The sequence below is a fragment of the Paenibacillus pabuli NBRC 13638 genome (assembly GCF_001514495.1).
In the GTDB taxonomy this organism is placed as follows: Bacteria; Bacillota; Bacilli; order Paenibacillales; family Paenibacillaceae; genus Paenibacillus; species Paenibacillus pabuli.
Map to the genome: position 1 here is coordinate 306,693 of NZ_BCNM01000004.1, position 25,929 is coordinate 332,621.

Annotated in this window: 14 protein-coding genes and 1 pseudogene; all 15 read left to right on the plus strand. The window is 44.6% G+C overall.

Annotated features, from left to right (window positions below; all coding sequences use genetic code 11):
- The first annotated feature begins 112 nt into the window (after nucleotides 1–112).
- Nucleotides 113–3,997: an S-layer homology domain-containing protein gene (locus tag PPA03S_RS08435; protein ID WP_062321745.1), complete on the plus strand. Its 3,885-nt coding sequence runs from the start codon at nucleotides 113–115 to the stop codon at nucleotides 3,995–3,997.
- Nucleotides 3,998–4,203: 206 nt separating this feature from the next.
- Nucleotides 4,204–4,545, plus strand: a complete 342-nt coding sequence (locus PPA03S_RS08440) for a hypothetical protein (RefSeq protein ID WP_062321747.1) — start codon at nucleotides 4,204–4,206, stop codon at nucleotides 4,543–4,545.
- Between the two features lie 518 nt (nucleotides 4,546–5,063).
- Complete coding sequence (locus tag PPA03S_RS08445; RefSeq protein ID WP_062321749.1) at nucleotides 5,064–8,162, plus strand: S-layer homology domain-containing protein; 3,099 nt, start codon at nucleotides 5,064–5,066, stop codon at nucleotides 8,160–8,162.
- A gap of 133 nt (nucleotides 8,163–8,295) precedes the next feature.
- Nucleotides 8,296–10,941, plus strand: a complete 2,646-nt coding sequence (locus PPA03S_RS08450; RefSeq protein ID WP_062321751.1) for a hypothetical protein — start codon at nucleotides 8,296–8,298, stop codon at nucleotides 10,939–10,941.
- Nucleotides 10,942–11,111: 170 nt separating this feature from the next.
- Entirely contained in the window at nucleotides 11,112–11,705 is a 594-nt protein-coding gene (locus PPA03S_RS08455) for a hypothetical protein (protein WP_062321753.1), read from the plus strand.
- Between the two features lie 148 nt (nucleotides 11,706–11,853).
- Nucleotides 11,854–12,126, plus strand: coding sequence for an alpha/beta-type small acid-soluble spore protein (locus PPA03S_RS08460; protein WP_062321754.1), 273 nt, complete (start codon nucleotides 11,854–11,856; stop codon nucleotides 12,124–12,126).
- 253 nt (nucleotides 12,127–12,379) lie between these two features.
- On the plus strand, nucleotides 12,380–13,582 hold the full coding sequence (gene metK / locus PPA03S_RS08465; protein ID WP_062321756.1) for a methionine adenosyltransferase: 1,203 nt from the start codon (nucleotides 12,380–12,382) through the stop codon (nucleotides 13,580–13,582).
- A 214-nt stretch (nucleotides 13,583–13,796) separates the two neighbouring features.
- Nucleotides 13,797–17,534, plus strand: coding sequence for a SwmB domain-containing protein (locus PPA03S_RS08470; protein WP_062321757.1), 3,738 nt, complete (start codon nucleotides 13,797–13,799; stop codon nucleotides 17,532–17,534).
- A 117-nt stretch (nucleotides 17,535–17,651) separates the two neighbouring features.
- Nucleotides 17,652–18,878 carry a stalk domain-containing protein gene (locus tag PPA03S_RS08475; protein WP_062321759.1) on the plus strand — a complete coding sequence of 409 codons (1,227 nt, stop codon included), beginning with the start codon at nucleotides 17,652–17,654 and terminating at the stop codon, nucleotides 18,876–18,878.
- A gap of 230 nt (nucleotides 18,879–19,108) precedes the next feature.
- Complete coding sequence (locus PPA03S_RS08480; RefSeq protein WP_062321761.1) at nucleotides 19,109–21,832, plus strand: stalk domain-containing protein; 2,724 nt, start codon at nucleotides 19,109–19,111, stop codon at nucleotides 21,830–21,832.
- Between the two features lie 47 nt (nucleotides 21,833–21,879).
- Nucleotides 21,880–23,040, plus strand: a complete 1,161-nt coding sequence (locus tag PPA03S_RS08485) for a sensor histidine kinase (RefSeq protein ID WP_062321763.1) — start codon at nucleotides 21,880–21,882, stop codon at nucleotides 23,038–23,040.
- A gap of 4 nt (nucleotides 23,041–23,044) precedes the next feature.
- Nucleotides 23,045–23,767: a response regulator transcription factor gene (locus tag PPA03S_RS08490; protein WP_062321765.1), complete on the plus strand. Its 723-nt coding sequence runs from the start codon at nucleotides 23,045–23,047 to the stop codon at nucleotides 23,765–23,767.
- Between the two features lie 326 nt (nucleotides 23,768–24,093).
- Nucleotides 24,094–24,474 carry a hypothetical protein gene (locus tag PPA03S_RS08495; protein WP_062321766.1) on the plus strand — a complete coding sequence of 127 codons (381 nt, stop codon included), beginning with the start codon at nucleotides 24,094–24,096 and terminating at the stop codon, nucleotides 24,472–24,474.
- A 456-nt stretch (nucleotides 24,475–24,930) separates the two neighbouring features.
- Nucleotides 24,931–25,248, plus strand: coding sequence for a hypothetical protein (locus PPA03S_RS08500; RefSeq protein ID WP_062321768.1), 318 nt, complete (start codon nucleotides 24,931–24,933; stop codon nucleotides 25,246–25,248).
- 87 nt (nucleotides 25,249–25,335) lie between these two features.
- Nucleotides 25,336–25,929, plus strand: a pseudogene (locus PPA03S_RS08505) (hypothetical protein); the annotation flags it as partial.

The following is a 25,929-nucleotide window of genomic DNA, read 5'->3' on the forward strand; positions in this document are numbered from 1 at the left end:
CTTGTCCCTCGTGGACAAGGTTTTTTGTTTATTTTGTTGTTTTTACTAAATAATTGGAACCTAATGGCCGATATATAACGGTAACTGACTTAAAAAGAGGAGAGATGATTGCATGCAGCGTACAAAGAAGCCGATGATCTGGCTGATGATGGTGGCACTGGTTGTATCACTAATACCAGCAGGCCTTGCACCAGTCGCATCGGCGGCGGATAAACCGACGAGTTATTTTACTCCGGACGTATCTGAACTTAGGAATACGGTAGATCTCACACTGGAAGGCACGAATCAGATCACGAGAGAAAAAGTATATAAAGTCACAAGCGCAGAGCAATTGATTACAGGAACGTTTACCAAAGTGACAGGATCAACATTGGGAGCTAATATTCAGCTGCTCAGCTATGATCAGAGCCAGCAAAAGTGGGTCAAAGACCCGACTCGGGTGGCTCCGGCTGTAGTTACGCTTGATCCGGATCGACCGGATAACCGCTTCAAGGCGAATGTAACCTTGTATCCGGGTATGAATCAGATTACATTTACCGGAGCGCAAGGACAGAATGAACGCTCCGAAACATTTTACGTTTTGTTTGATAAGGTACCTTATGTAGAGAAACTTCAGGTTCTTGGTGGAACAGATAACCTTGAATTGAATGAAGGCGCTCAGATTGTCATCAATAAAGATGAAATTACCCTTGAGGGTACAGCCATTAATGCAACCAAAGTAACTGTTCAAGTAAATGGTGGAGAAGTGCTCGGAACTTCATTGCTGCAAAACGGCAGCTTTTTCTCACCGCAGCTTAAAATGAATCCGGGTGTCAATGATCTTAAATTGGTTGTAGAGAATGGATCAGACAAGCTGACATTCAGCTACTCACTCTACTTCTATGATGAGAAGAATCCGGTTGTAAAACTGGATATTGTGGATTCTCTGGAGAATGCCCAAAGCTTGCTTGGTGTAGAACCCGTGTTCACGGAGAAAGCCGATTCGGCTAAAGTGCATGTTCAGATGTTGGTTCCAAATGATGAAGTATCCAAAAAGAGTTTCAAAGATGGCGCCATTATTGGTGTGGATGGTCAAACGGTAACACCAACCAATGTGACAGAGTTGTTCATCCCAAGTTTGAAGAACAATACGCCTTCCTATTGGTTAGCATCTTTTGATATTCCAGCAGTGCCCTTTACCAAGACAGGAACTGTGGTGGATACTGATCAAAACCATACGCTGTCTGTGACATACGGCACTAAGACAATTAGCAAACCGATGGACTTCCAGTACATGGAGGGTCAAACGGTAATTACAAACCTTAAGTATCTCAAAGGTTACTCGGAGGACAACGAATCAAATATCCCTTCAGGTGAGCCATTGAATAATGCAAAAGTAGACTCGGGTGACTTCTATATCCTGGTCGAAACCAATAGTACACCTGCTGATTTGAATAAACTGTTGGCCAATTATCTGCCACTGGGTACAAGCTCAATTACAGTTAAGCATATATATACTGTTCCTACGACTCCTACATCACAGAAACTGCAATATGTGTATAAAGTTGAAGGGTTGAAAAACGGGAATCAAACCGTCCGCTTCAATTATGAAAATTCAACGGCTTACAAAGATGTCACCATCTCTTTTGCATCCAAGAACTATATCTATGTTGAAAATCTTACAGACGGTCAGACTTACAATGTAGATTCCTCAGAGAAGAAAAGCATGCTTGTTAAAGGACAATATATTGATTTTGATACGTTGAAAAGTGACTATTTTGTCGCTGAAGTATTTGTGAATGGTGCGAAAGAGTATTCTACAGATCCGGCAGAAAAATTGACGCCTACCTGGTTAGATACTGACACAGGTGATTTTAAATTGGATCTGCCCATTTCACTTGATGATGGTCCGCTTGTATATGGTGAGAACCGAATCATCTTTACAGGTACAGGCAAGGATGATAAAGGACAAGCTCGTGAAGTTCGCAAAGAATTGCGAATTTATGTTGTTGACAATAACGTGTCTACGATCATGAACTTCCAACCGGCTGTTGGTAAGGATCGTCCAACATTCCCACCAAAAGAATATAGTGGGAATAGTGAAGTGGTTAAAAATATCTTCAACCTTACGCCTGAATTTACGTTTAATGATAACAAATATACAACTTCATTAAAGGAATATGACCTCGTTCTGCGTGGTAGTGGAGCTACGAAGCTCAACCTGAACATGGGAACCAAAAATATTCTTTCTGTAGACATTCCAGTAAATGCAGTGGGTACGCCGGTAGTCACCTTCCCGGATACCAGATACACGTATGAATTTGCAGGAAACCAGAAGGATTTCATGATGCGTATTCAGGATCTCGTCTCTGATGCGCCAGGAACGTATGTATATACCCTTGAACTCGTCAATGAACTTGGAGCGAAAACGACGCAAAGATTGGAAATCGTAAGAGAAGTCAGTGCGTATCGTATTCTTTCTCCACAGCCGACAGTAGGCAAGCAAATTGTTGTGAACAAAAACTTTGTTCACTTCGATATCGAAGCTGAAGGTGCTACGTCAGTGCTAATCGGCAAAGATCCAGCTGTGAAGCGTACAGATCTAGGGGCCAACCGTTTTGTATATGATTACGTAGGCTTAAAACAGGACAAGTCCAACAAAATCAAAATCACAATTAATCGTACTGGCGCAAGTAACACGGATACAGTGGAAGTGTTCTACACAGGAACAGTAGGTGTAGATGCACAGTTCATGGCACCTAAAGTTGCAACCAAATACACCGTATTTAACAAAGGGCTCCAGCTGTCATTCCCTAAAGGGACTGTCATGCAGAGTACAACACCTAGAGGAATTGCAAAGTATTATCCGGATACCAAATTATTGTTTGGTATTGCTGATCCTGTGACTGGTATTGTAGAACGACGCAATGACTACGGTAATATTATTGGATTCCCTGGAACAGGGGAGAACAGTGGTGCTCCTTCATGGAGTATTCCGGATGAATACACACTCAACTTTGGATCGACTACGGCGTCCAGAAACTTTGGACTGATCTCGCAGATTTACTGGGTAAATGGTGGTCTGGGTGAGTCTGGTGATGTAGGTTCAGCTACGTATAAAGCACCTACGAATGGACTGGCGCCATATTCACTGGAAGGATTGTTTGGTAACCCGCAAACACCAGTTGAACGTAAAATTACTCCTTCAAAACGTGGTGAACTGACCCTTTCGTTCGACCCTAATGTCGTAGATGAAGCGGGTTCAACGATTACGGTATATCGTTACACAGACAAACGCCAATGGGAGAACATCGGTGGAGAAGTGGATACCAAGAGTCATACAGTAAAAGTGCCATTTGATGAATTCGGGTATTACAAAGTAATGAAATTAAATCGTGGATATAATGATATTACGAATCACAACTGGGCACGTAATATTCTGAATGGACTTTATTCCAAAGGTTTCATGAACAATCTGAGATTTGAACAGTTTGGTACAGATGATCAGACAACACGCGGCGAGTTTGCTACGCTGCTGGTCAAAGGATTGAGTCTTCCTATTAATTCGGACAGTAACCGTACGTTTGCCGATCTGGTTCCGGGTGCTCGTTCCGCAACATGGGATTATGACCATATTGAGACAGCAGCTAGAGCAGGTATTGTCACAGGACTTACGGATGGCGTATTTGGTCCAGACCAACCGCTTACGCGTGAACAAGCTGCGGTAATGATTGCACGTGCACTGAAGCTGAAACTGGCAAACAATGATAGTAAGCTTCAAGCTACATTGGCAAAATCATTCCTGGATTCTGGTCGTATTGAGACGTACGCAGGACCGGCAGTTATGGCCGTTTCCAAGGCTAAGATCATGGAAGGTGCAGCGGTTACGGTTCCTGGTCAGAAAAAAGCACAATATAACTTCAACCCCAAAGGAAACCTGACTCGTGCCGAAGCAGGCAAGATCGCGGTGGAGCTGCTCAAGAAAAGCACCAAGATATTCCCTAAAAACCTGAGCTAATGATATAAAGACATGAATGCAATTGAGGAAGGACCTGTCCCTTGTTCTGAAGGGTCAGGTCCTTTTTATGACTGTTGTGGAACTGATAAAGAATACTTTTATAATAGAAGAAACATGATTTTTACCAATAACTATTTTTGTAATTTGCTAGAGTTTAAGATACAATAACGGTAAATACACAATGATCTAGAGGGTGAAGTTAGCTAATGAAACCGATTTATTCGAAAGCCCAGCTGGGCTACATGAAGGCAAAGACACAGTTCGAGAAGCAGGCAGTCATTCTGGAGAAGAAAATAGAAGATACACGCAAAGTACAAGAGGTTTCCCAAGAAGTAATGGAAGGACTGGTACAATCTACAGGCTTCCATGATGCGTATAATAATTTGGTTCTGGCTGAGAATGAATTGATTGAATGGTCTCACACGACGATGAAGCATGAGAAAACATACCGTGAGAACAGACAACCCATTGATGATATGTATCTAAGATTGAACAGCGATCCGAATATGCGAGCTCAAATTATTGACCTTGCCATGAAGATTCGCTAACGTATAGAACCAGAACTGCACCTAAAGCATCCCATAATGGGGTGCTTTTTGTTTTTTTTATTCTGAAGAATTTGTCGCTTCATGATTGGAAAGTATGGGTATAAATAAACGATAGCAACTCAGACGACGCACTAAGTTTTTTCTACAATTCCAGTTCTAACAAGGGTTTCCGATCGTTTTGAATGGCATCTTAACCCGCACTGCACCTATACATAAATAAATTCAAAACTTTTTTTGTGGAATCCGCAACTTTTTGAAATCTGCTGCGTTTAAGATGTAGAGTCAAAAACATTGGGCCTGTTACCAAGAATGACCTCGTGAAGAATCTTGTCTATTTTTTAGAAAAAATTGCTTTACGACACGGAAGACCCATTGTATAATACGTAGGTAGGATTAGGAAACTACTCTATTTTCGTATGATTCTGCATTACAACCTAGTTTACAAGTTTCTGTGATATGCTCACAGACATCATTTATATTAACTTGCTCAAAACTCTGGAAAGGGGGTGCAACAATATATGAGGAATACGAGCGACCCTATTAAAGAAAATTCAAATGTTATGAACGCCCAAGGAGGAGAAAAAAAGGTTATGAAGAAAATTTTATCAGTAGCTCTGTCTACAGCAATGGCATTCTCAATGTTTGCATCTGTAGCATTCGGTGATACAGCAGTATCGGCACAACAACAGTTTGATGCATTGAAAGCAAAAGGTATTTTCTCTGGTTATCCAGATGGAACTGCTGGTTTGAACAAAGAGATGACTCGCGCTGAGTTCGCAAAAGTTATCACTAAATTGCTTGGCTTGAAAGAAATCACTGGTGTATTTTCTTACAACGATAAAAACTACAATGCTAAAAACTGGGCTGCTCCTTACATCGAAGCAGTAACAGCTGCGGGCATCATGGAAGGTAAAAACGTTGAGAAGAAAATCTTCGACTTCAACGGTAAAGTAACAGTTGAAGAAATGGCGAAAGTTCTGACAATCGCTTTGAAACTTGAAGTTCCAGCTGAAACTAACAACTCAGCAACAACTTGGGCTAAAGGTTATGTTCAAGCGGCAATCAACGCTGGATTGCTTGATTCCAAATTGAACTTCCAATCTAACGCTTCCCGTGAATTGCTTGTAGGCGCTGCTTACGCAATTGACCAAGCGCAAAGCTTGAAAGTTGCTTCTTACGATGTAACTGAAGCTGGTAAAGTTGTTACTTTCAAAATGAGTGACGGCGAATCCGTTAAAGTGACTTTGGATAAAGCTCTTGAAGCTAACAAAGAAACTGAAGTGAAGTTTACTTACAAAGATAGAGAATTCACTGAAAAAGTTGTTTATAAAACTACAGGTGCTCAAGCAGTATCATCTGCTTCTGCGTCTAACTTGAAAGAAGTTGTTGTTAAATTTGATGGTACTGTAGATGAAGCTTCTGCAGAAAATGAGAACAATTATATCATTGAAAATAGCGCTAATTCTGACGGTAAAACAATCGAATCTGCTACATTATCTGATGATAAAACAACTGTAACATTGTTGTTGGCGGATCGTACTTCCAGCTTCTTGCCTGGTCAAGTGGAAAATGTATTGCCTAGTCAACGTGAAACGTTTGTACAAGTAAACAACGTTAAAAACGCTGACAGCACTAAAACAATCACTCAACGCGTTGCTTTCACACCACTTGATGTGACAGTTCCAGAAGTTAAAGAAGTTACAGCTCTGGGAACAAAAGCATTCAAAATTGAGTTCAGTGAGCCAATCGTAAATACGAATCTTACATCTAGTAACTTCCGTATTGACGATAAAAACATCGCTGCATCCCTGACTTATGTGTATCCTAACACAATCATTGCAGAAACAAACTTGACTGAAGGAGAGCACACTTTGCGTGTGAGCAATGTCAAGGACTTCTCTGGTCTGACTGTTGTTCCAGTTGAAAAAACTTTCAAAGCTACTGCTGATACTGCAGCACCTAAAGTAGTTTCTGCAAAAACAAACGACTTGCAAAAGGTTGTAGTTGAATTCGATGAACCTGTTAAAGCAGTATCTGGTGCTTACGCTAACGTTTCTTCTGTAAAACCAGTGAAAACTGAAATTAGCGGAAACAAAGTAACCCTCACATTCGGTGAGAAAGCATTGAGCTACACTGATAACAAAATCTTCTTGACTGGTGTTAGAGATTACAGCGGTAACACTGGTAATGTAGAGCATGATGTTACTTCCACTTTGGATTCTACTCGTCCAACAGTTGTAACCTCCAAGTTCTATCAAGAAGGCGTGAGTGGAAACTATATTGCTGAAGTTCAGTTCAGTAAAGCTCTTGCTGTAAGTAGCATTCAAGATCGTTCTAACTACGTTTTGAAAAATGATGATGGTAAAGTACCTAGTGCTAATGGTTTGAACGCTGACGGTAATCCAATCCGCACACCTGAGTTTGTAACGGGTAGTGGAAACAAAATTGTGAAAATCAATTTTGGCTCTAACCTGAAAGATGATAACTACAGTCTGACTGTATCTGGTTTGCGTGACACTGCTTATGCAGCAAACGTATTGTTGCCTGTAACGATTAATCTGTCAGTTAAAGATGCAGCATATGGCGAAGTAGTTCGTGCATACACTGATTCTAATTCCGTTACAGATGGACGTGAAGTTTACATTCAGTTTAATAAAGCACTTGCTACATCAGGCGAAGGTAATGCTTTGAAAGCTGAGAAGTATGTAATTCAAAGAGGTACTGGTGCGGCTGCAACTTACTATCAACTGACGCCTAATGACTCTGATGTTGAATTGATTTCTGCAGACACGATCCGTGTAACTAAGCGGAATTCCAATTTCAGCCTTCAAGTTAATGACAAAATTGTTGTAAGCTATGTTGCTGATACTACTGGTAAGTATCTTGATAATGGAAACTACAACTATAGTGGCTCAACTGGTGTAAACAGATATGTTCTTGACAAAGAAATTGTAGGTCGTAATGATGCAATTGCTGTTGCTCCAGCCTCTGTAGAAGCTACAAGTGGTACTGAATTGAAGTTGGAGTTCAATACTCCATTATCTAACGCATATGCGAGAGATTTCACTGCTACAAGTGTAACTTACGGCACTTATAATCCTTCCGATGCAGTTTTATCTGCAAACGGAAAAACTTTGACTTTGAAATTCGAGGGTACTAGCAAGTTACCTTTGGCTTTCACTGACTTGAAACTTTCTACAGTTAACGGAACAACTTACACTCAAGATACTTACGGTAACTTGGTGAAGATTGCTACACCTGTAAATGTTAAAAACTCAATTAAACCAGAATGGGATGGAGTTCTTCCTACGATCACTCGTGTAAGCGACTCATCCAATTCATATACAGTTGTATTGAGAACAACTAAAGATGTGAAAGATAACTCTGCTCTTAGCTACCCATCTACTAACTTGTTCAAAGTGGTACTAGGAAACTCTGCTACAACAGTTGAAAAAGTTGAAATTTCCGGCAATGTTATAACATTAACAGTAACAGCAACTACTCCTGCTGCCGTGTCTACAAATGTATACAATGTTGTATTTAGCGGTAACTCTGGTAAATGGGTCACTGACACTGTGGGTAATAATGAACTTGAAAAATTTGAAGTAGCAAAATAATTAATTTAATCTAAAAAACCTCTCTCACTTAGGTGAGAGAGGTTTTTTAGATTAAGACAACAACATCGTAACTTTCTTCCCTTCTCAAACGTTTATACTATAAAGCAACAAGCAACTTATGGGAGGTTTGGAAGTGGATCATAAAAAGGTCATGATGACTTTGTTGGCAAGCATGTTATTCATTAGTACAAGTGGAGGTATCGCAGCAGCTGCGAATACGTCGACGAATTCAAATAAAACATCGAAGAATAGTGCAGCGAACAATACAACGAAGAAGGAACAAACATCCACAGCTAAAAAGGTCGTACATACATTGGCCAACGTGCCCGCAGTGAAAGTAAATGCAAGAAGTACCGTGAAATTGACGGATGTCAATATGTTGTCCCAAGACGATGGGAATACAGTGACGTATACACTGACGTATAAAAATAATGACAGTACCCCCATGATGATGCTCGATTATTGGAGCAAAGTGAAAACCAAAGGCGGGACGAGCTTCTCTCCAAAACTGATCGCCAAGGATCAGGAGAAGAAGACGGTTTCTCCGGGCTCTACGGTTGATCTCACATACGTCATGAAGGTTGGACGTGAGATTAAGCTGAGTGATCTGAACTTCCTCATTGTAAAATGGGATTTCAGTAAACCTAACTATGAAAGCACATTGGGAAAATTCAACGTTCCAGCTTCATATAGCATTACAACACCTGTAGGCAAGACCAAAACGGTTCGTTTAAGTGATTCAGCCGTCAAGGTTAAGGTGTCCGGGATCAAAGTATATCCGGGTGAAGATAAGAAGCAATATGTCAAAGTGGGTGTGAACCTCAATAACATTAGCTATAAACTGCTGGATAATCCGAATATCAAATGGATTTTGCGTACACCAAATGGCACGAACTATCCATTAAGCCCGGACAAAGATAGCACAACGATCAGCATCCAGGCACAAGCCAACAAAACGTTAAGTTTGACGGCTTCGCTGCCCATAGCATTGAAATTGCAAAAGTCTGAATTGCTGCTTGTGGAGGAACAGGGCGAAGAGAAGACGGCCCTGCCGGTGGCTGCACTACAACTGCCAGAAGCCACGCAGACGAATGTAGATACGGCAGCCAATCAACCGAATATCATTTCAATTGATGGACAACCAGTATCCACCCTTTTGGAATCCGCGCGTGTTCGTACAGAAGATGAAGAATACGATCTGACGATGCAAATGGTTATTAAAAACCAAGGAAAGAAAGTAGTTAAGGTTCCTAAATATGCATTGGAGATTCGAACAGCAGATGGTACAGCATACCCGATTGAGACGAAGGCATTGGACGATCTGAAGCTGAAGCCAGGTGCGACGAAGACGATTAAGCTGATCTCTACCATTCAGGGTGATGGGGATACCAGTATAATTAAGCTATATGTGATGACACCAACGACCAAGGATGAGAGCAAAGAAGGAGAAACAGGCACAGGTGCAAGTGCCAGCGGTTTCGAGTTCTCCTATCCGGTAGGTATCTACGCCATTCCTGAGTCCGTCACAAGCGGGGATGGACTTACGACAGAGACGGTAATTAAGAATAGCAAAGGAACATTTGGTGTATCTGTTGGTTCTTTACAGCGGCTGCCTTGGACAGACAGCGATATTATTGCTGCCAAAGTAACGATCCGTAATGCATCGACCAAAACGGTTCAATTGCCTGAACTGGAAGCGATGTTCACTATCGATTCCGCACGGATTGACGGGGATACGAAGCTGATTCGTGCGCAAGGGGGCAAGCTGCTCGGCCCAGGTATGACAACAGAGGCTTATCTTTTGACCAAAATTCCGTCAGAGTTGAATATGAGTCGTCTGGAAGTGACTTTGCTGGAGAAGGTAGGCGAAGATGAAACGAATGATTGGATTACTCTTAGTACGTCCGGTATAATCCAGCCACTGTCTTATGTAGGAGCAGGGAAGAGCTTTACTCAAGGTACTTCAGAGAAAGAAACAGAGCTTGGTGTACGCAGAACCTATGTGTACCCTGGATCTTCTTCGGATATCGTCTATACCGAGTTTGAAATGACGAATAAGTCCCTCAGACAGAATGGTCTCGGAAAACTCGTAGGATATTATAAAACAGCAGATGGTCAATATTACAAAGCTACAGCGAAGCAAGCAGACCGTGTTCCAGGGCCAGGGCAGAAGAGTGTCGTTACGTTCTGGGCCAAAGTACCGAAGAGTGTAACGTCGCTATCCGATATGCGTCTGATCGTGGGTGAAGGTGTGGCTGACAACAAATTTGTATCGGGCGATGGTGAAGCAACGGCGTATGTTAATGCCATGTCCTTTGAGGTACAGCCGAAATCCTTACCTGTCCTGTCATCTCTGAATGATATCGACTTATATCCATACAAATTCTCTGGCAGCACCATCAGAGCTTATCTCACAGGTGGTACAGCGGTACAGATTGAGATGATCTACTCGCTAACCCAGGAAGAAGCGGTGGATAGCGGTGAATACGGACATAAATTGATTCTTTCGCTCACAGACGGATCAGGCAAAGTCTTTGATAAAGAACTCACGCCGGGCACTGATCTGAAAACGGGTATTAATCAGACGCTTAACTGGAGCATAGATGACACTGTCTTCGATAAAATACGCGGGGGTTCATATCGTGTTGCATTGTATGATGTGTTTGAGGGCCATCGGATTCGCCTTGCAGAACAAGGGTACAGTTACGATGTGTCCAAACTGCCAAAAGAAGAACCTGAGTTTCCAGAATTCCCAGTATTCCCAGTATTTCCGGAATAGGGTTCCCGGAATAACATTACAAAATAACACGTAGGTTAACTAACGACTATACTCAAAACAAAGACTTAACCTCGTTTCCGGGAAATCGGGAGCGAGGTTTTGCTTGTCGCATTCATATTTTTTCTCTATAGTAAAAGTTAATAGATTTCCAGAGGAGGAAAATAAATCACATGAAACCTTATATGAAAGTATCCCTCGCTGCGCTGGCGATTGGTGTTGGTGTGTGGGTTGGGTCAGTATACAGCAATACCGCCATTGGTGCAGGCACTAGTCAGCCGGGAACAGCCGATGATCCGGTGGTAACGAAGAGTTATGTCGACCAGCAAATCCAGCAAGCGTTGGGTGGTAAAATTCCCACAGGCAGTGGTAACACGAATAGTGGAGGCAACAATGCAGGAACTGGAAATACATCGGGTGCGAACAACGGCTCTACAGGAACAGGTGCCACAGGTGGAGACACAACCCTTCCACCACTGGTATCCGGTACGACAGATGCGGTTGAGATCGTAACCGTGAAGCCGGGCCAACAGCTGATCGGTAAATCCGGCGCGGAGTTCATCGTACGCAGCGGCAAAGCTGTGATCGTCAGTGAAGGTACGAATGGTGTAGCTGATCTGACGGACGGGATTGACTTGACGAATGGACAGGCAGCGCCGAACAATCACCTGCTCTCTTTTCCAAGAGATGGACGGGGGATTACGGTGTTGGATGGCAACAAGTACAGCTTGACGGTTATGGTACGTGGTGGATATTCTCTGAAATAGATTTTGCATTTATGCGGAAAATTATTCGTGCGTCAATCATTTGATTTGCTGAGATTACCCAGTTCTAACAAACATTAATACGGCTAGCCAACCTTGTTCCTGCTCACTCTATAACTGTACACAACCATTAAACGGAGGTGCAGGAATCATGGCTAGAAGTAACCGTAAAATAGTACCGGAAAGTCGTCAAATGCTGGATCAGATGAAGTATGAAATTGCTGCCGAGTTTGGTCTAAATGTGGGATATGGCGGTAAAGGTCTTGCAGGTGCAGATACCGAATTTGGTTCTGAATTGGGAGCTGTGAGTGATCATTTCTATGGACAGTATAAAGGCTGGGGTCATCTCACTTCACGTGAGAATGGATCGGTCGGCGGAGAGATCACGAAAAGGCTGATTCGCCAAGCAGAGCAGCACTTATAGAGCGTTTTCCTTATCCATAATCGTTTGACACCTCTTGACAAATACGTTAAGATGGCATTTGAGGTACGCAACCTTTTCCACTAGGGAAAGGTTGATTTTTTGTTGAGGCCATTACCTGAAAAATCCTTATCTTCGTCTGCGGACTCGTGTCCTTATTTCACCCAGAAAGCTTCGAGGGTACAGTGAACGAATCACCGTAAATGTTTTGTTCGGGCAATCGCCATACTAATGGTTATGGGAGGTTGAAACTTCAATGTCTATTAAAGGCCGACATCTATTCACATCGGAGTCTGTAACTGAAGGACATCCGGATAAAATTTGCGACCAGATCTCGGACGCCGTGTTGGACGCGTTCCTGGCGAATGATCCAAACGCTCGCGTAGCGTGCGAAGTTTCCGTAGCTACAGGCCTTGTGCTTGTCATCGGTGAGATTAGCTCCGCGTCTGAATATGTTGATATTCCGTCCATCGTTCGTAATACGGTTAAGGAAATCGGGTACACTCGTGCCAAATACGGTTTCGACTACAACACTTGTGCAGTCCTGACTTCTCTGAACGAGCAGTCTGCTGATATTGCCCAAGGCGTTAATGCAGCTCTGGAGAACCGTGACCCGGAACAAATGGCTCGTGAAACCGAGAACATCGGTGCTGGTGACCAGGGTCTGATGTTTGGTTTTGCAACAAATGAAACACCTGAACTCATGCCTTTGCCAATCGCATTATCCCACCGTATCGCTCGCCGTTTGGCTGAAGTGCGTAAGAACGGTACATTGGAATACCTCCGTCCGGATGGTAAAACCCAAGTAACGATCGAATACGACGGTGACAAACCGGTACGTGTGGATACGATCGTTGTGTCTACTCAGCATGCTGAAGAGACCACACTGGAGCAAATTCAAAAAGACATCAAAGAACATGTAATCCTGCCTGTTGTTCCAGCTGAATTGTTGGACGAGCAGACTAAATATTTCATCAACCCCACAGGACGTTTTGTTATTGGCGGACCTCAAGGCGATGCAGGGCTGACTGGACGTAAAATCATCGTAGATACCTACGGCGGTTATGCACGTCACGGCGGTGGCGCATTCTCCGGTAAAGATCCGACAAAAGTAGACCGTTCTGCAGCTTATGCGGCTCGTTATGTAGCGAAAAACCTCGTTGCTGCGGGTCTTGCAGACAAAGTAGAAATCCAGCTCGCTTACGCGATTGGTGTAGCTAATCCGGTATCGATCAACGTGGATACATACGGAACAGGCAAAGTCAGCGAAGAGAAATTGGTTGAGCTAGTACGTAACAACTTCGATCTTCGTCCGGCTGGCATTATCCGTATGCTGGATCTGCGTCGCCCGATTTACAAACAAACGGCTGCTTACGGTCACTTTGGCCGTACAGACCTGGATGTGCCTTGGGAACAAGTGGACAAAGCAGATATTCTGAAAGAACAAGCAGGTCTGTAAGTTAGCGATACAGTCATTAAATAGAAGCCTTTGATTCCGATAAGGAAGCAAGGGCTTTTTTTCATCCGTAGAATGGCTAGTCTGGAAGGTTAAAGAAATCAAATAATATTCCTTATATTCCCTTTTATCTAAATAATATCTTAGATTTAGCCGACATACATAATGAGGTCTGTACACAGACAAGAGAGGAAATCCAGATGAGGGGGAAGATTGGGTGAGTTTGAAACGAATAGCCAGAAGTGGAATGATGAGGCTTTTAATCGTATTGCTGACCGTACAGGGTTTGTTAGTGAGTCTCGTAGGAATGGAGAATACAGCATACGCTTTAGATGACCTAACTACACTCGGAGTCACTTCAACGGTTCCAACATTAGGGGCAAATTATGTGAATGGAACAGCACCGTTAGAGATTGAGTTTGATCGACCGGTCCAGAAAAGTGATGGAAGTACGAATGGATACATATCAATTAAACGTTTGGCGGACGACAAGGATGTCATTGATCCTATTAAAGTGAACGGCACGGATTCAACTAATATTGTTATTACATCCGATGATGCTGCCGTTCCAGGTGTGGGGAAAAAAGTGATCATCAACCATGCTCCTCTTCCAGGAGGTACTTATTATGTGCAGATTGATGCAAATTCTTTTGTATACGCAGATGGAAGTAATACAGCATTTCCGGGATTAGATAAACAATGGACTTTCCGTACACAGGGTGTGGGATCTTCATCAATCATCAATAAATATCCGAGAAATGCAGCAACTCAAGTGCCACCTGATTCCAATTTGATTATGCATTTTGAAAAGAACGTCAGTGCTGGTTCAGGCTCACTGCTTGTATATCAGGGAAGTCTTCTACATGAGGAAATCCCTGTAACTTCTGACCGTATTAAGGGGATGGGAACAACAACGATTACAGTTGATCCTAAGAAGACATGGAACAACAACAGTACGTATTTTATCGTATTTCCTGAAGGTTTTTTACGGGATGAACAGGGGAACGATATCGAAGGATTAAAGGGAACCGATTGGGGATTTAACGTGGGTGTTATATCTGATCCGACCGCACTTACGGTTTCAACGTTATCACCTGAGAATGGGGCTACCAGTGCTTCGCTGACAGGGGAATTGACCGTTACCTTTAACAAAGAACTTGACCCCAATTACAGAGGAAATGCAACCTTAAAAAAAGAGAACGGAGCAATCGTGGCTTCAACAACGACGATTAATGCTTCCGACAATAAACAACTTCGCATTGTTCCTTCAACTGCATTGGACAGTAACACCACTTACTCGATCGACATTCCAGGGAATGTATTTCGTGATAAGGCGGGTAATATATTTGCGGGGTTAAATGGTTCTAGATCTTGGAGCTTTAAAACATTAAGCAAAGATACAACACCACCTGTACTAAAGTCTACCAAGATGTACAGCAACAATACGATTCGTCTTACATACGACGAGTGGCTGTCTAATATCGATCCAATCACCAGCACTTATGCCGTCACTGTAAACGGAGAGAAGCGTAACGTGAGCACGGCGTATATCTCCGGAGATAGCGTGTATGTTGTACTGGATACAGGTGTAGCTGTAGGACAAGTGGTACGAATTGCATATACGCCGGGAACCGGCAATCGCGCAGTTACAGATCAATCACAGAATGCAGCAGCGTCTTTTTCCGCTCGGGATGTAGAGAACACGCTGGATTCGGTGATGTCCAAACCCCGTGAGGGTAACGTTTATTACAGTACAATTAGTTTATACTACCCAGAGACAGTATATGTAAATTCCAGCGATGCAGTGAGACAGTTCACCGTAACCGCTGATGGTGCATCTGTGGGCATCAACAGTATCTCCGTCAACAGCAGCTCATTGGTGACATTGAATCTTAGTCGTTCCATTACGGACGGAGAAGTGGTTCGCGTTGCTTATACACCTGGCTCATGGCCGGTAAAAGATAGCCGCGGTCAAGCACTTGCAGGGTTTAGCGGTTTTTATATTCGCAATACGATTGATACCAAAGCACCTGTATTCCAAAGTGCCGAGGTCAGTGGTTCCAAGATGTGGGTCCGTTATAATGAACCCCTCAACACATTAAATAAGCCACTCAAGAGCCAATATTCCGTACTTGTCGATGGCAAGGCCGTATTCGTAAACGATATTACAATTGAAGATGATCTGGTAGCTTTAACGCTCGCTTCATCGGTTACGAATACTCAAAATGTGACATTATCTTATGTGCCGGGAGCATTAAGATTGACCGATCTGAACGGGAACCCGGCAGGTTATATTAATCTGGCGCCAGTCACCTATACCTCAGGTACGGGTTTGATCAAATCAGCTTCTGTCCAGGGAGATACCGTTACCATTACGTTTCGTAATGCATTGCAATCCCAGACGGCGCTGACTACTTCCCAATTCAACGTACAGATTGGTGGTAGCACAGCAGGGATCATCTCTGCGGCTTCGTCCGGTACAACCGTCACAATTAAATTGTCAAATACCGTTACCGCAGGACAGACAGGAACAATAAACTATGTTCCAGGTGCAATACCAATACGTGACCAGCTTAATGTAGGGATTGAAGCATTTGGGCCACTAGCATTACAACAGAACGGGGATGCAGCTGCTGGCACAGGAAGTACGAATACGACTCTTCCATCATGGCTGACCGTGTCGGATACATCCACTTTTAATAAGTCCATGTACGTTATGAGTAAGGATGCAGCAGTTTCTTCATCTGCTTCGTCGCGAAACAGTCGCTCTACTCATCAGTTCAATGTGGATGCTTCCAAATTGAATCAGGCATTCCAGTACGCTGGATTAAGCAATAACGCAAGTCGTCTGGTCGTGTTCGAAGTTCCGTCATCCGAATCAGCGGCTTACGTTGGATTCCCAATCGACACCTTGGCTGAAATTGCTGCCCGTGAGCGCTTTTCTTCCATTGGAGTAAGATTCGGAGACCGTTTATGGTCCGTACCTTTATCTGATTTGAATATTTCCACGATCAGTCAAAGTCTGGGGACATCGGTTGGTTCAGGCGGTTCATCGTACTTGTATGTCCAACTTGAATCGGTTCCTATAACAATATCCGGTACGATGGACGGTATGCTGGCCTCGGCTGGAGCCCAGAGAGTATCCGAGATTACGGATGTATATCTGTCTGCCTACAATGGCTATAGTGGTCAGCGGGTTGAACAACAGACGAAGAGTCAGTTGGCGCTTAGATTGCCTTCAACGACATCAGGAGCAGTAACCGGACTGGTTTACATCGATCAGGGCACCTCATCCCTGGCTAACATTCCACATACATTTTCCAATGCGGCAGGAGCGGTTATGGTGACAGGTCAGCTGAGTGGAAATCAGACTGTCGTAGCAGCCTCACATCCGGTTTCTTATCGCGATACGGCTTCTCACTGGGCAAAGGATGTCATTGGTGAGTTGTCCGCCAAATGGATTATTAATGGACAAAATGGGACTCTTTATGTACCAGATCAGCAGATTACACGCGCAGAATTCGCGACTTTGGTCGCCAAAGGCCTGGGGCTGCCGGGCGATTATTCAAGTGCGCAGCAGTTCAGGGATGTACGCTACGGTGATATTTCAGGCGCTTACATCGGGGCAGCGGCCAAAGCAGGCATTATTACGGGGAATACAGATGGTACCTTTAGACCGGATCATCTCATTACCCGGGAACAGATGGCCATTATGATGGTCCGTGCATTGGATTACGGGGGTCAGCCTACAGTTCTGAAGTCATCCGCAGCTTCAACCTTATCCAAGTTTAAGGACAATAAAAAAATCCAATCCAAGGATGCTGTCGCTAAAGCGGTGCAGGAAGGGATTATCCAGGGAATGACGTCGAAGACATTCGAACCCCAGGGTAATGCAACCCGGGCACAGGCTGCAGTAATGTTGAAACGTGTCCTGGATACGCTGGGATATTTGTAATAGTAATTAGCTCTTTTATCTTAGTGAAGCGAAATCGATCAGGGAATAAGTTCAACTGATTGGTTTCGCTTTTTTTATATTATAAAGTCATAAATTTCATGGATAGAGGGTGTGAATTTGCAGAAAAAAATGCTAGTATTTTTCCTCGTTGTGGGGTTAATATCCATACCATCACTGGCTAATGCTCAAAATAATAAAGAATCCATACAACTGTACGTTAATGAAAAGCCTACAGACATTAAACTGATGACAAAATCAGGAACGGTGTATGTTCCATTTCGAGAGTTTATTCAACTAATGGGGTACCAAGCGGATTACTCAGTGGTAGATCGAGAGATTTCAGCCAAGATCGGGAATTCAACATTTATCTTCCTACCGGATGATGGTTACATTAGTGGATCGGGAGATTACTACGAATTACAAAGGCCAGGTATTCAGATTGATGGAAAATTCTATTTACCTATCCGTTATGCCGCCTGGTTAACCAAGCATTCGGTTAAGTATGATCAAAAGTCGAATACGGCGTGGATGCTGCAGTATGGGTATGGTCAAGAGAAAGAGATACTTGATTTGATAACAACATATGACAGAGCTTTTACTGTAAAACTACTTGCTTCAGATCATATACAGAGATCCTATTTGACGGATAGTAAGATTACACTCCCAGAGAGTGAAATTCCGGATCGAATCTATAATGTTGATATAACAAGCATTACATACGAATCTGCGAACCAGGCATTATTGTACGTTACTTATATTCATAATAATCAGGTAATAAATGACCAACATGAGGTCGTGTTTCGAATTATAAAGGAGAACAATCAGTGGAAAATACTTCAGGATCGATATCTTTCCAGTAATACTACGCTTCCAGAAGATATCGATAAATCTGTAAATATAATAAAAGAGAATTTTAATGATGAGCAACAAAGTGTCCTATCTGACTTAAAGACATATTATAGAGCATATAATCAGGAAGATTTTGATTTAACGTATAAATATACTTCGCCATTTGATATTGAACGAATGAACGCAGATACAGTTGATGAATGGAGAACCTGGGAGCACATTACAAGAGCTTCTTTTGAGTATGGAGACACTACGTATCGTATATCCAATGAACGAGTTGTGTTTCTAGGGGAGAAGCAAGCTGTTGTTCATGCCACTTTGGAATGGAGCTACTTTTCAGAGAAGATAGAGCAGAACCGTTCTATATATGAGGCGCTGATCTACCTCGATTACGCCAATGGGCACTGGAATTATAGTTATGATAATGACATTAGTGCGAACGATGAGGATACCAATCGAACGTTAACCGAGATTCATTTCCCAGAGTTAGATTAGAATCTGATTAATACGAATATACCGGTATATTCCCATGTACGGATAGTTAACTCCATATGTGGGTTCTTTTTTTGCCAAGAATACCCTCAAAGTTAGCTATTGGCGTAACTTTTTCTACAAAAAGTAGTCTATTAATAGAAGAGTATACTAGAAATCTCGCTATCTGCTGCCACGTGGCAGAGATCGTGATCTCTAAGATTGATATACAAGATGGGAGAGACGTTTCAAACATGCTGGGGAAACACGGGAAACGGCAGGAAGACGTTAAGGGCAGCAAGGCGAAGAAATGGGCGATGGTGACACTGGCAGGCGTAATCTGGATTGCACCGGTTCTGGGAGCGGGACAACAGGTGTGGTCAGGTACTTCATGGCAGTCGGTGGCCGCTGCGGCATCTACAACAACAAGCAAACTGAGTGAAGAAATTTTGACTTCGGGTGCGAAGTTGATGAAATATAAGTACACAACGACACGTTCCGGTTCGAAGGTGAACGTACTGGCAGACGTCGTTCAAGTGGATTTGCAGAATCCCTATGTGAAGTTGGACGTCATGACAGGCAAGGGCGGCAATCTGAACAGCAAACAAAGCACGGGTGCCATGGCTAAGGAAAATGGCGCAGTAGCCGCCGTGAACGGTGATTATTTTAATGTATCCGGGGAACTCGCTCCCATTGGTGGGCAGGTCTCGGACGGGGTTCTCGTATCCACTCCATCGGAACTGTCGGGCATGTATGCCCTCACCGTAACCAAGGACGGCAAGCCGATGATTGACGAGTATTCATTTGATGGTACCGTGAAGGCAGATGATGGTTCAACGTTTGCTTTGCGTGGGATAAATAAAGAGGACTATACGGTCGAATCGAGCTCGGTCAAGTACAGTCACGCCAATTCAATGTATATTTATACACCGGAATGGACGTCCACGAAGCGGCCGAATGATCCTTCCACAACACCAACGGAGGTCCTTGTGCAGAACGGGGTGATCATGCAGATTTCGGATAAAAAGGCGTTAAACATGACGGTTCCGAAGGATGGGTATATTTTGCGTGCGCATGGAACGGCAGCGACCTGGATCATGACGCACCTCGCAGTGGGACAGACACTGAATGCAGATTACAAGCTGAAAGCCAAAACGACGGGGGAAACCGTTGATCCAAGCAACCTGCAGATGATGATCGGTGGCCATACCATTCTGGTGAATGGTGGCAAGGCGGCAACTTTTTCCCGCGATATTGCTGCTTCCGGCATCGGTGGCATTCGTGCGAGAACAGCAGTCGGTTACTCTCAGGATGGTCGGTATGTCTACATCATTGCAGCGGAGAAAAACAGTAACAGCAGCGGCTTGTCGCTGAACGAACTGCAATCTTTCATGACCAGCATTGGTGTATGGAAAGGCATGAATCTGGACGGAGGCGGCTCCACGACCATGGTAACTCGTCCGCTTGGCGAAGAGACAGCAGGGCTTACGTTCAACACGGAGTACGGGACGGAGCAGCGTCAGGTCGTAAACACGCTGGGCGTGTTCTCTACGGCTCCGGAAGGTAAGCTGAAGGGCTTTGCCGTAAGTGGCAGTCAAACGCTCCTGGCAGGACAAGAGGGCAAGTATACAGCCAAAGGATATGACACCTACTACAACCCGATTGCGACAGGCGATATCAAGATGACGTGGAAATCGAGCAATAACGGCATCGTGAGTGTAAGCAATGGAACGATCAAAGGTGTGAAACCAGGTACAGCAACGCTGACTGCAACAAGTAACGGCGCTTCATCTTCCATTAAAGTTACCGTGTTGGGCGGCAGTGAACTGGCTTCGCTGACAGCAGGGTCCGGCTTGGGATCGCTCCAGGCAGGCACAACGATATCCATTCCGGTGACGGCGAAGACCAAAGACGGTCAAAGTGTAACCGTTCCGGCGGATTCGCTGACATGGGAGTTTATCGGTTTCAAGGGTAAAGTGGTTACCGACCAATTAACCGTATCTTCTGTGGACTCGGGTGCTCAAGTCGGTTATGCAATCGGTCGTTATGACGGTTACAGCACAGTGGTTGTGCTCTCGGCTGCGGCAAGTGAAACGATATGGGAGAACTTCGAAAATGTGAGCTATCCGATCAACTTCACCACCAATGCAGCAGGTGTAACCGGATCGGCATCTGTGACAGCAGGAACAGGTGAAAAAGCGGGCTCCAACGTGCTGCAGCTGAGCTATGACATGACTGCAGGAACAGGTAAAATGTATGCATATGCCCAATTGAACGGCTCCACTGGCAAAGAGGTATCTGCCACAGCGACATCCATGTCTTTGGATGTAATGGGAGATAAGAGCCTAAACTGGCTGCGTGCCGAATTTACCGATGCCAATGGCAAAACCGTCTATGCCGATCTCGCCAAGGCGATGGATTGGGAAGGCTGGAAGAAGCTGAATGTGGACCTGAATGGGCTGAACATGGCCTATCCGGCGAAGCTGAAACGGGTGTATGTGGTGAACGTGGAAGAAGGCCAGGATGAGCGTGCGATGACAGGAACGGTTGCTTTTGACAACATTGCTTTCACCATGCCATCAAAGTCCAGTGAAGTGGGATTGCCTACAGGAACAGCTTCACTGGTGCTTGGACAGAAATCCATGACCGTGAACGGAACGAAAAAGGCAATCGATGCAGCACCTGTACTGAAAAATGGAACAACGTACGTTCCCATCAAGCATGTACTGGATGCTTTTGGCGGACAGGCGAACTGGGATAGCAAAAATCAACGGATTACCGTTGTACGTGGCGGCAAGCTGATTGATCTGGTTGTAGGCCAGAAAGAATTCATTCTTAATGGCAAAAGACAAAGCGCAGCAGTAGCACCATATGTATCTGGTGGTAGGACTTTAGTCCCTCTCAGACTCGTTTCGGAGCAGCTTGGACTGACTGTAAAATGGGAACAGAACACGAAGACCGTTACCATCTCATCGTGATATGGTATGATATATACCGGAAACGATAGAAATGGAGTCGAACAAACGTGGATTTACAAGCCGATGCCATAGACCGCGTCATAAAAAACGCCATACAAGTCATGGAAAACAGTAAATATCAAATGTTTGAGATTATGGACTCGACTCGGAATGAGCTGAAGACGCTGAACGAGGAGTTGAAGTCGGTTCTGAAGGAGACGGCGGAAACGATCGAGAAAGTAGATCAATTGGAGCTGAACTACCGCCGCTCCCGGATCCGGCTGACCGAGGTTAGCCGTGACTTTGTTCGTTATTCCGAGCATGATATCAAACAGGCGTATGAGAAAGCGACGCAGTTACAGCTGGATCTGATGATTTATCGTGAGAAGGAAATGTATCTGAAGGCCCGTCGGGATGATCTGCAGAAGCGTGCCAAAAATGTGGAAGCTTCGGTAGAGCGCGCCGAGACGATCGGCTCCCAGATGGGGGTTGTGCTGGAGTATCTGTCGGGTGAGCTGGGTCAAGTGACCCGCATCATTGAATCCGCCAAAAATCGACAAATGATAGGTTTGAAAATAATTTTGGCCCAGGAAGAAGAGCGGAAGCGCATTGCACGTGAGATCCATGACGGGCCTGCGCAGATGCTCGCCAATCTAGTACTTAGGACGGAAATTGTAGAAAGAATGCTCATAAAGCAGGATTTTAAGATGGTCCAGGCCGAAATAGTAGATTTGAAAGGCCAGGTTCGTTCGAGTCTTGGAGAAATGAGAAAAGTTATTTTCAATTTGCGTCCTATGGCACTGGATGACCTGGGATTGATTCCAACGCTTCGGAAGTACGTGCAGGATTTTGAAGAAAAAACAAAAATCCGCTCGCTTTTTGAAACGAGAGGCAAGGAACACCGGTTGTCTTCCGCAATGGAGGCTGCGATCTACCGCCTCGTGCAGGAAGGTCTGTCCAATGCTGCAAAGCATGCTTATCCCACTTATGTTGTGGTGGAAATTACATACCAGGCTCAGCTCGTCAAAATTGTCGTGCAGGACAATGGGCTTGGGTTCAAACCGGAGCTTCTTGCGAAGAAGAGCAAGGATCATTCCCACTTCGGTCTGATTGGGATGAGAGAGCGGGTTGAACTGTTAGAAGGAAGAATAGAGATCGAATCCGCGGAAAATCAAGGAACCAAAATAGTGATTCATATCCCGACAAACGTGGATAAGGGAAAGGAGTAGCAGGATGGAAAACCGTGATACTGGCAAGACATCAATTAAAGTTCTTTTGGCTGATGATCATCAGCTGTTCCGTGAAGGTCTGAAGCGCATTTTAAATATGGAGGACGACATTGAGGTCATCGGCGAATGCGGCGATGGGATTCAGGTGCTCGAATTCTGTAACCAGGAAAAACCGGATATCGTTTTGATGGACATCAACATGCCCGTGGAAAATGGGGTTGAAGCGACGGAGAAACTGCGTGAGCTGTTCCCGGATGTCAAAGTCATTATCTTGTCTATTCATGATGATGAGAGTTATGTGTTCGAGACGCTGCGTAAAGGCGCGAATGGATATCTGCTGAAAGATATGGAGGCAGAGTCACTGATTAATGCGATTCGTTCCGTTCATGAAGGGCATGCATTCATTCACCCTAAAGTAACGGGCAAACTGATTATGCAATTGCGTCGGATGACGTACCTGAACGAAACAGGGGCTATGAGCGAAGGAGCTTCAAAAGAAGCAGGCGTTAAATTTGTCGCTGGCGACAACAATCCGCTGACTCGTCGTGAAGCTGAAGTTCTGCGTCTGATGGCAGAAGGCAAGAGCAATAAAATGATTGGTGAGTTCCTCTTCATTAGTGAGAAAACAGTAAAAAACCATGTCAGCAGTATTCTGCAGAAAATGGAAGTGGACGACCGTACCCAAGCCGTTATCAATTCAATTAAATATGGCTGGGTAACGCTCTAATATCATTGTAGTACGACACAGTCTAACCTTACGAGATCATAGGATTCTCTGTTTACTCGCGCCCATTCCAGAATGCTGGACTGGTTAGCGGGTTAATGGACTTTATTACTGCAAATGAGCAAAGCGCGAAGTTATACGAAACTTAAGTTCAAGCTTCGGCATGAATGAGTGAACGACCTGGCCTGTCTTCTTCGTCCGGTGTCGATCAGAATGAATATGAGCATTTGGAATTGCAAGTGTAACCCTTCGGAAAGAGCGGCATATACTGCTGTATACAGGGATGTTCGCCATGGGTGAGCATGACCTTCCGAGGAGGTGCAGTTGCCATGGTTGCTCATCTGACTATGATTCTGCTCATATACTTCCTGGCGGCAATGGCCGTTCATGCCATGCACCAGCGCCATCTTTCCCGTCCGGCCCCTGAAGGCTACGAGCAGATTATGCTCATCCCTTCCAACCAGGAGCAGCGGATTGAAGGCATTGTAAGAGCGCTTTGCCGGGAATTATTTTACCGTGGAAAGAGCTTCACATTGACAGTTGTCGCTGATCGTACGGAAGCGGAAACGATTCGTATTATTGAAAAGCTTATGCATAGGCAAGGGATAGAGCTATCCTACCTGTCTGCTGTCCCTTCTGATCTGGTACAAGGGACTTCGACCGGGAACCGTGCGGTTCGACTTATCGATTTGCGTGATCCAAAGCAGTAGATGCTGTTCCCCGAGTTAAGCTGGGAATCCATAAGTTCGACGTTAAAGATTACAGCGTATGCTGTAGTCTTTTTTTGTCATTGTAGCCAAGCTTGCTGTTAAATTAAATATGGGTTTTTATGCAATCTATGGTTATTGAGCCAATGAAGGCATGTTGACATGACAGAAAGAACTTTTTCGAAATCAGAACTCTTAAGTTAAAAGTATAGACTGCACGAACTGGAAAAAGTTTCGCATGATAAAAGAAAGATTATTGATTTCAAGCAAGTTGTTAAAGTGGGAGTTATTCATATATTGACCGGTGGAATATTAAACCATATAATTGCTTAAAATGGATATTGAAAATCCGGAAAATTTTGTACTCGGTAGTTTAGCAATAAATAAGCAGAGCATCATAATTTTAATGAAACGTACATCGCAGAACAAGGTAAAGAAGTTAATGAAGGGAAAGATTTTATGGAGCAGATTCGCTTCAGGAAATTGATGTTTTTGATATTATTGATCTTTATATCCACTGTTTGCTCAAGCACCGTAACAGCCGAAGAAAATATGGACAACCAGACAGAGATTTCAAGTTCAAAGGATCTTGATCTTATCATTGATAGAGATACGATAAATGAGTATAGGGAAGATGACGAAGTTCCTGATATATATGGCACTTCACCCGAGACGACGTTTACTTTTGAAGTGAATGGACAGGTCCTGCAGCCGGGTGAATCTATCTATATTGAGTCAGCCCCTGGTCAACAACCAAGAATAAGAGTTGGTAAATAGGGACATGAAGCACATGCTCCGACGAACAGTCGGTTGGCGTGTGCTTTTTTTGCGTTTGGGAACAGGAAAGATGAGGGAGGAGAGCAGATGAAGGTTGGATTATATGTGTGCCGGGTGAGAGAAGGGTGGAAGATGATATTGTCCCTGGATCTCCGGGTGGATGCAGCGTGGTGGCTTGAGGGGGTGAGCGGACAGCAGGTGTTGCAGTGGCTGCTGCTAGGCAGGGAGCTGCCGTTAAGTCAGGCCACGTGGGTCGTGGAGAATTTTGAGATGGAGCGAGGTATGGATCAATGGGGAGGGGAGCATTGGCAGGCGTATATACGGCGCAAACTGGATGGGGTTGAAAAGGCATCAGGAGAACAAGAAGCGAGGAGAATGATGGGAGGTAACGCAGAGCGTGCTGCGGGGAGGTATGAGGTGGGCGGGATGCCGGAGCCGTATCCCGCCGGGGAGTGGGCTCAGCTGGAGCGGGGCGCAGCCCTGCTGGCTGAGCGGCTTCGCGGCCGCCAACTGCTGGCGGCCGAGGCCGAGGCGCTGCTGGCGGACATGGCGCCGCAGCATGCCTCGGTTTGGCGCGCGGCTGCGCAGCTCGCGCACCTGCGAGGGCGGCTGAGCATCACAGCCGCCCTGGAAGGGCCTGCCACGCGGCGGGAACGCCTCGCGTGGCTTGGCCGCGCGCAG

Coding starts and splice junctions, on each gene's coding strand:
- PPA03S_RS08500 (WP_062321768.1), top strand. CDS start 24,931: ATGGAGCAGATTCGCTTCAGGAAATTGATGTTTTTGATATTATTGATC.
- PPA03S_RS08440 (WP_062321747.1), top strand. CDS start 4,204: ATGAAACCGATTTATTCGAAAGCCCAGCTGGGCTACATGAAGGCAAAG.
- metK (WP_062321756.1), top strand. CDS start 12,380: ATGTCTATTAAAGGCCGACATCTATTCACATCGGAGTCTGTAACTGAA.
- PPA03S_RS08495 (WP_062321766.1), top strand. CDS start 24,094: ATGGTTGCTCATCTGACTATGATTCTGCTCATATACTTCCTGGCGGCA.
- PPA03S_RS08480 (WP_062321761.1), top strand. CDS start 19,109: ATGCTGGGGAAACACGGGAAACGGCAGGAAGACGTTAAGGGCAGCAAG.
- PPA03S_RS08455 (WP_062321753.1), top strand. CDS start 11,112: ATGAAACCTTATATGAAAGTATCCCTCGCTGCGCTGGCGATTGGTGTT.
- PPA03S_RS08445 (WP_062321749.1), top strand. CDS start 5,064: ATGAGGAATACGAGCGACCCTATTAAAGAAAATTCAAATGTTATGAAC.
- PPA03S_RS08435 (WP_062321745.1), top strand. CDS start 113: ATGCAGCGTACAAAGAAGCCGATGATCTGGCTGATGATGGTGGCACTG.
- PPA03S_RS08490 (WP_062321765.1), top strand. CDS start 23,045: ATGGAAAACCGTGATACTGGCAAGACATCAATTAAAGTTCTTTTGGCT.
- PPA03S_RS08460 (WP_062321754.1), top strand. CDS start 11,854: ATGGCTAGAAGTAACCGTAAAATAGTACCGGAAAGTCGTCAAATGCTG.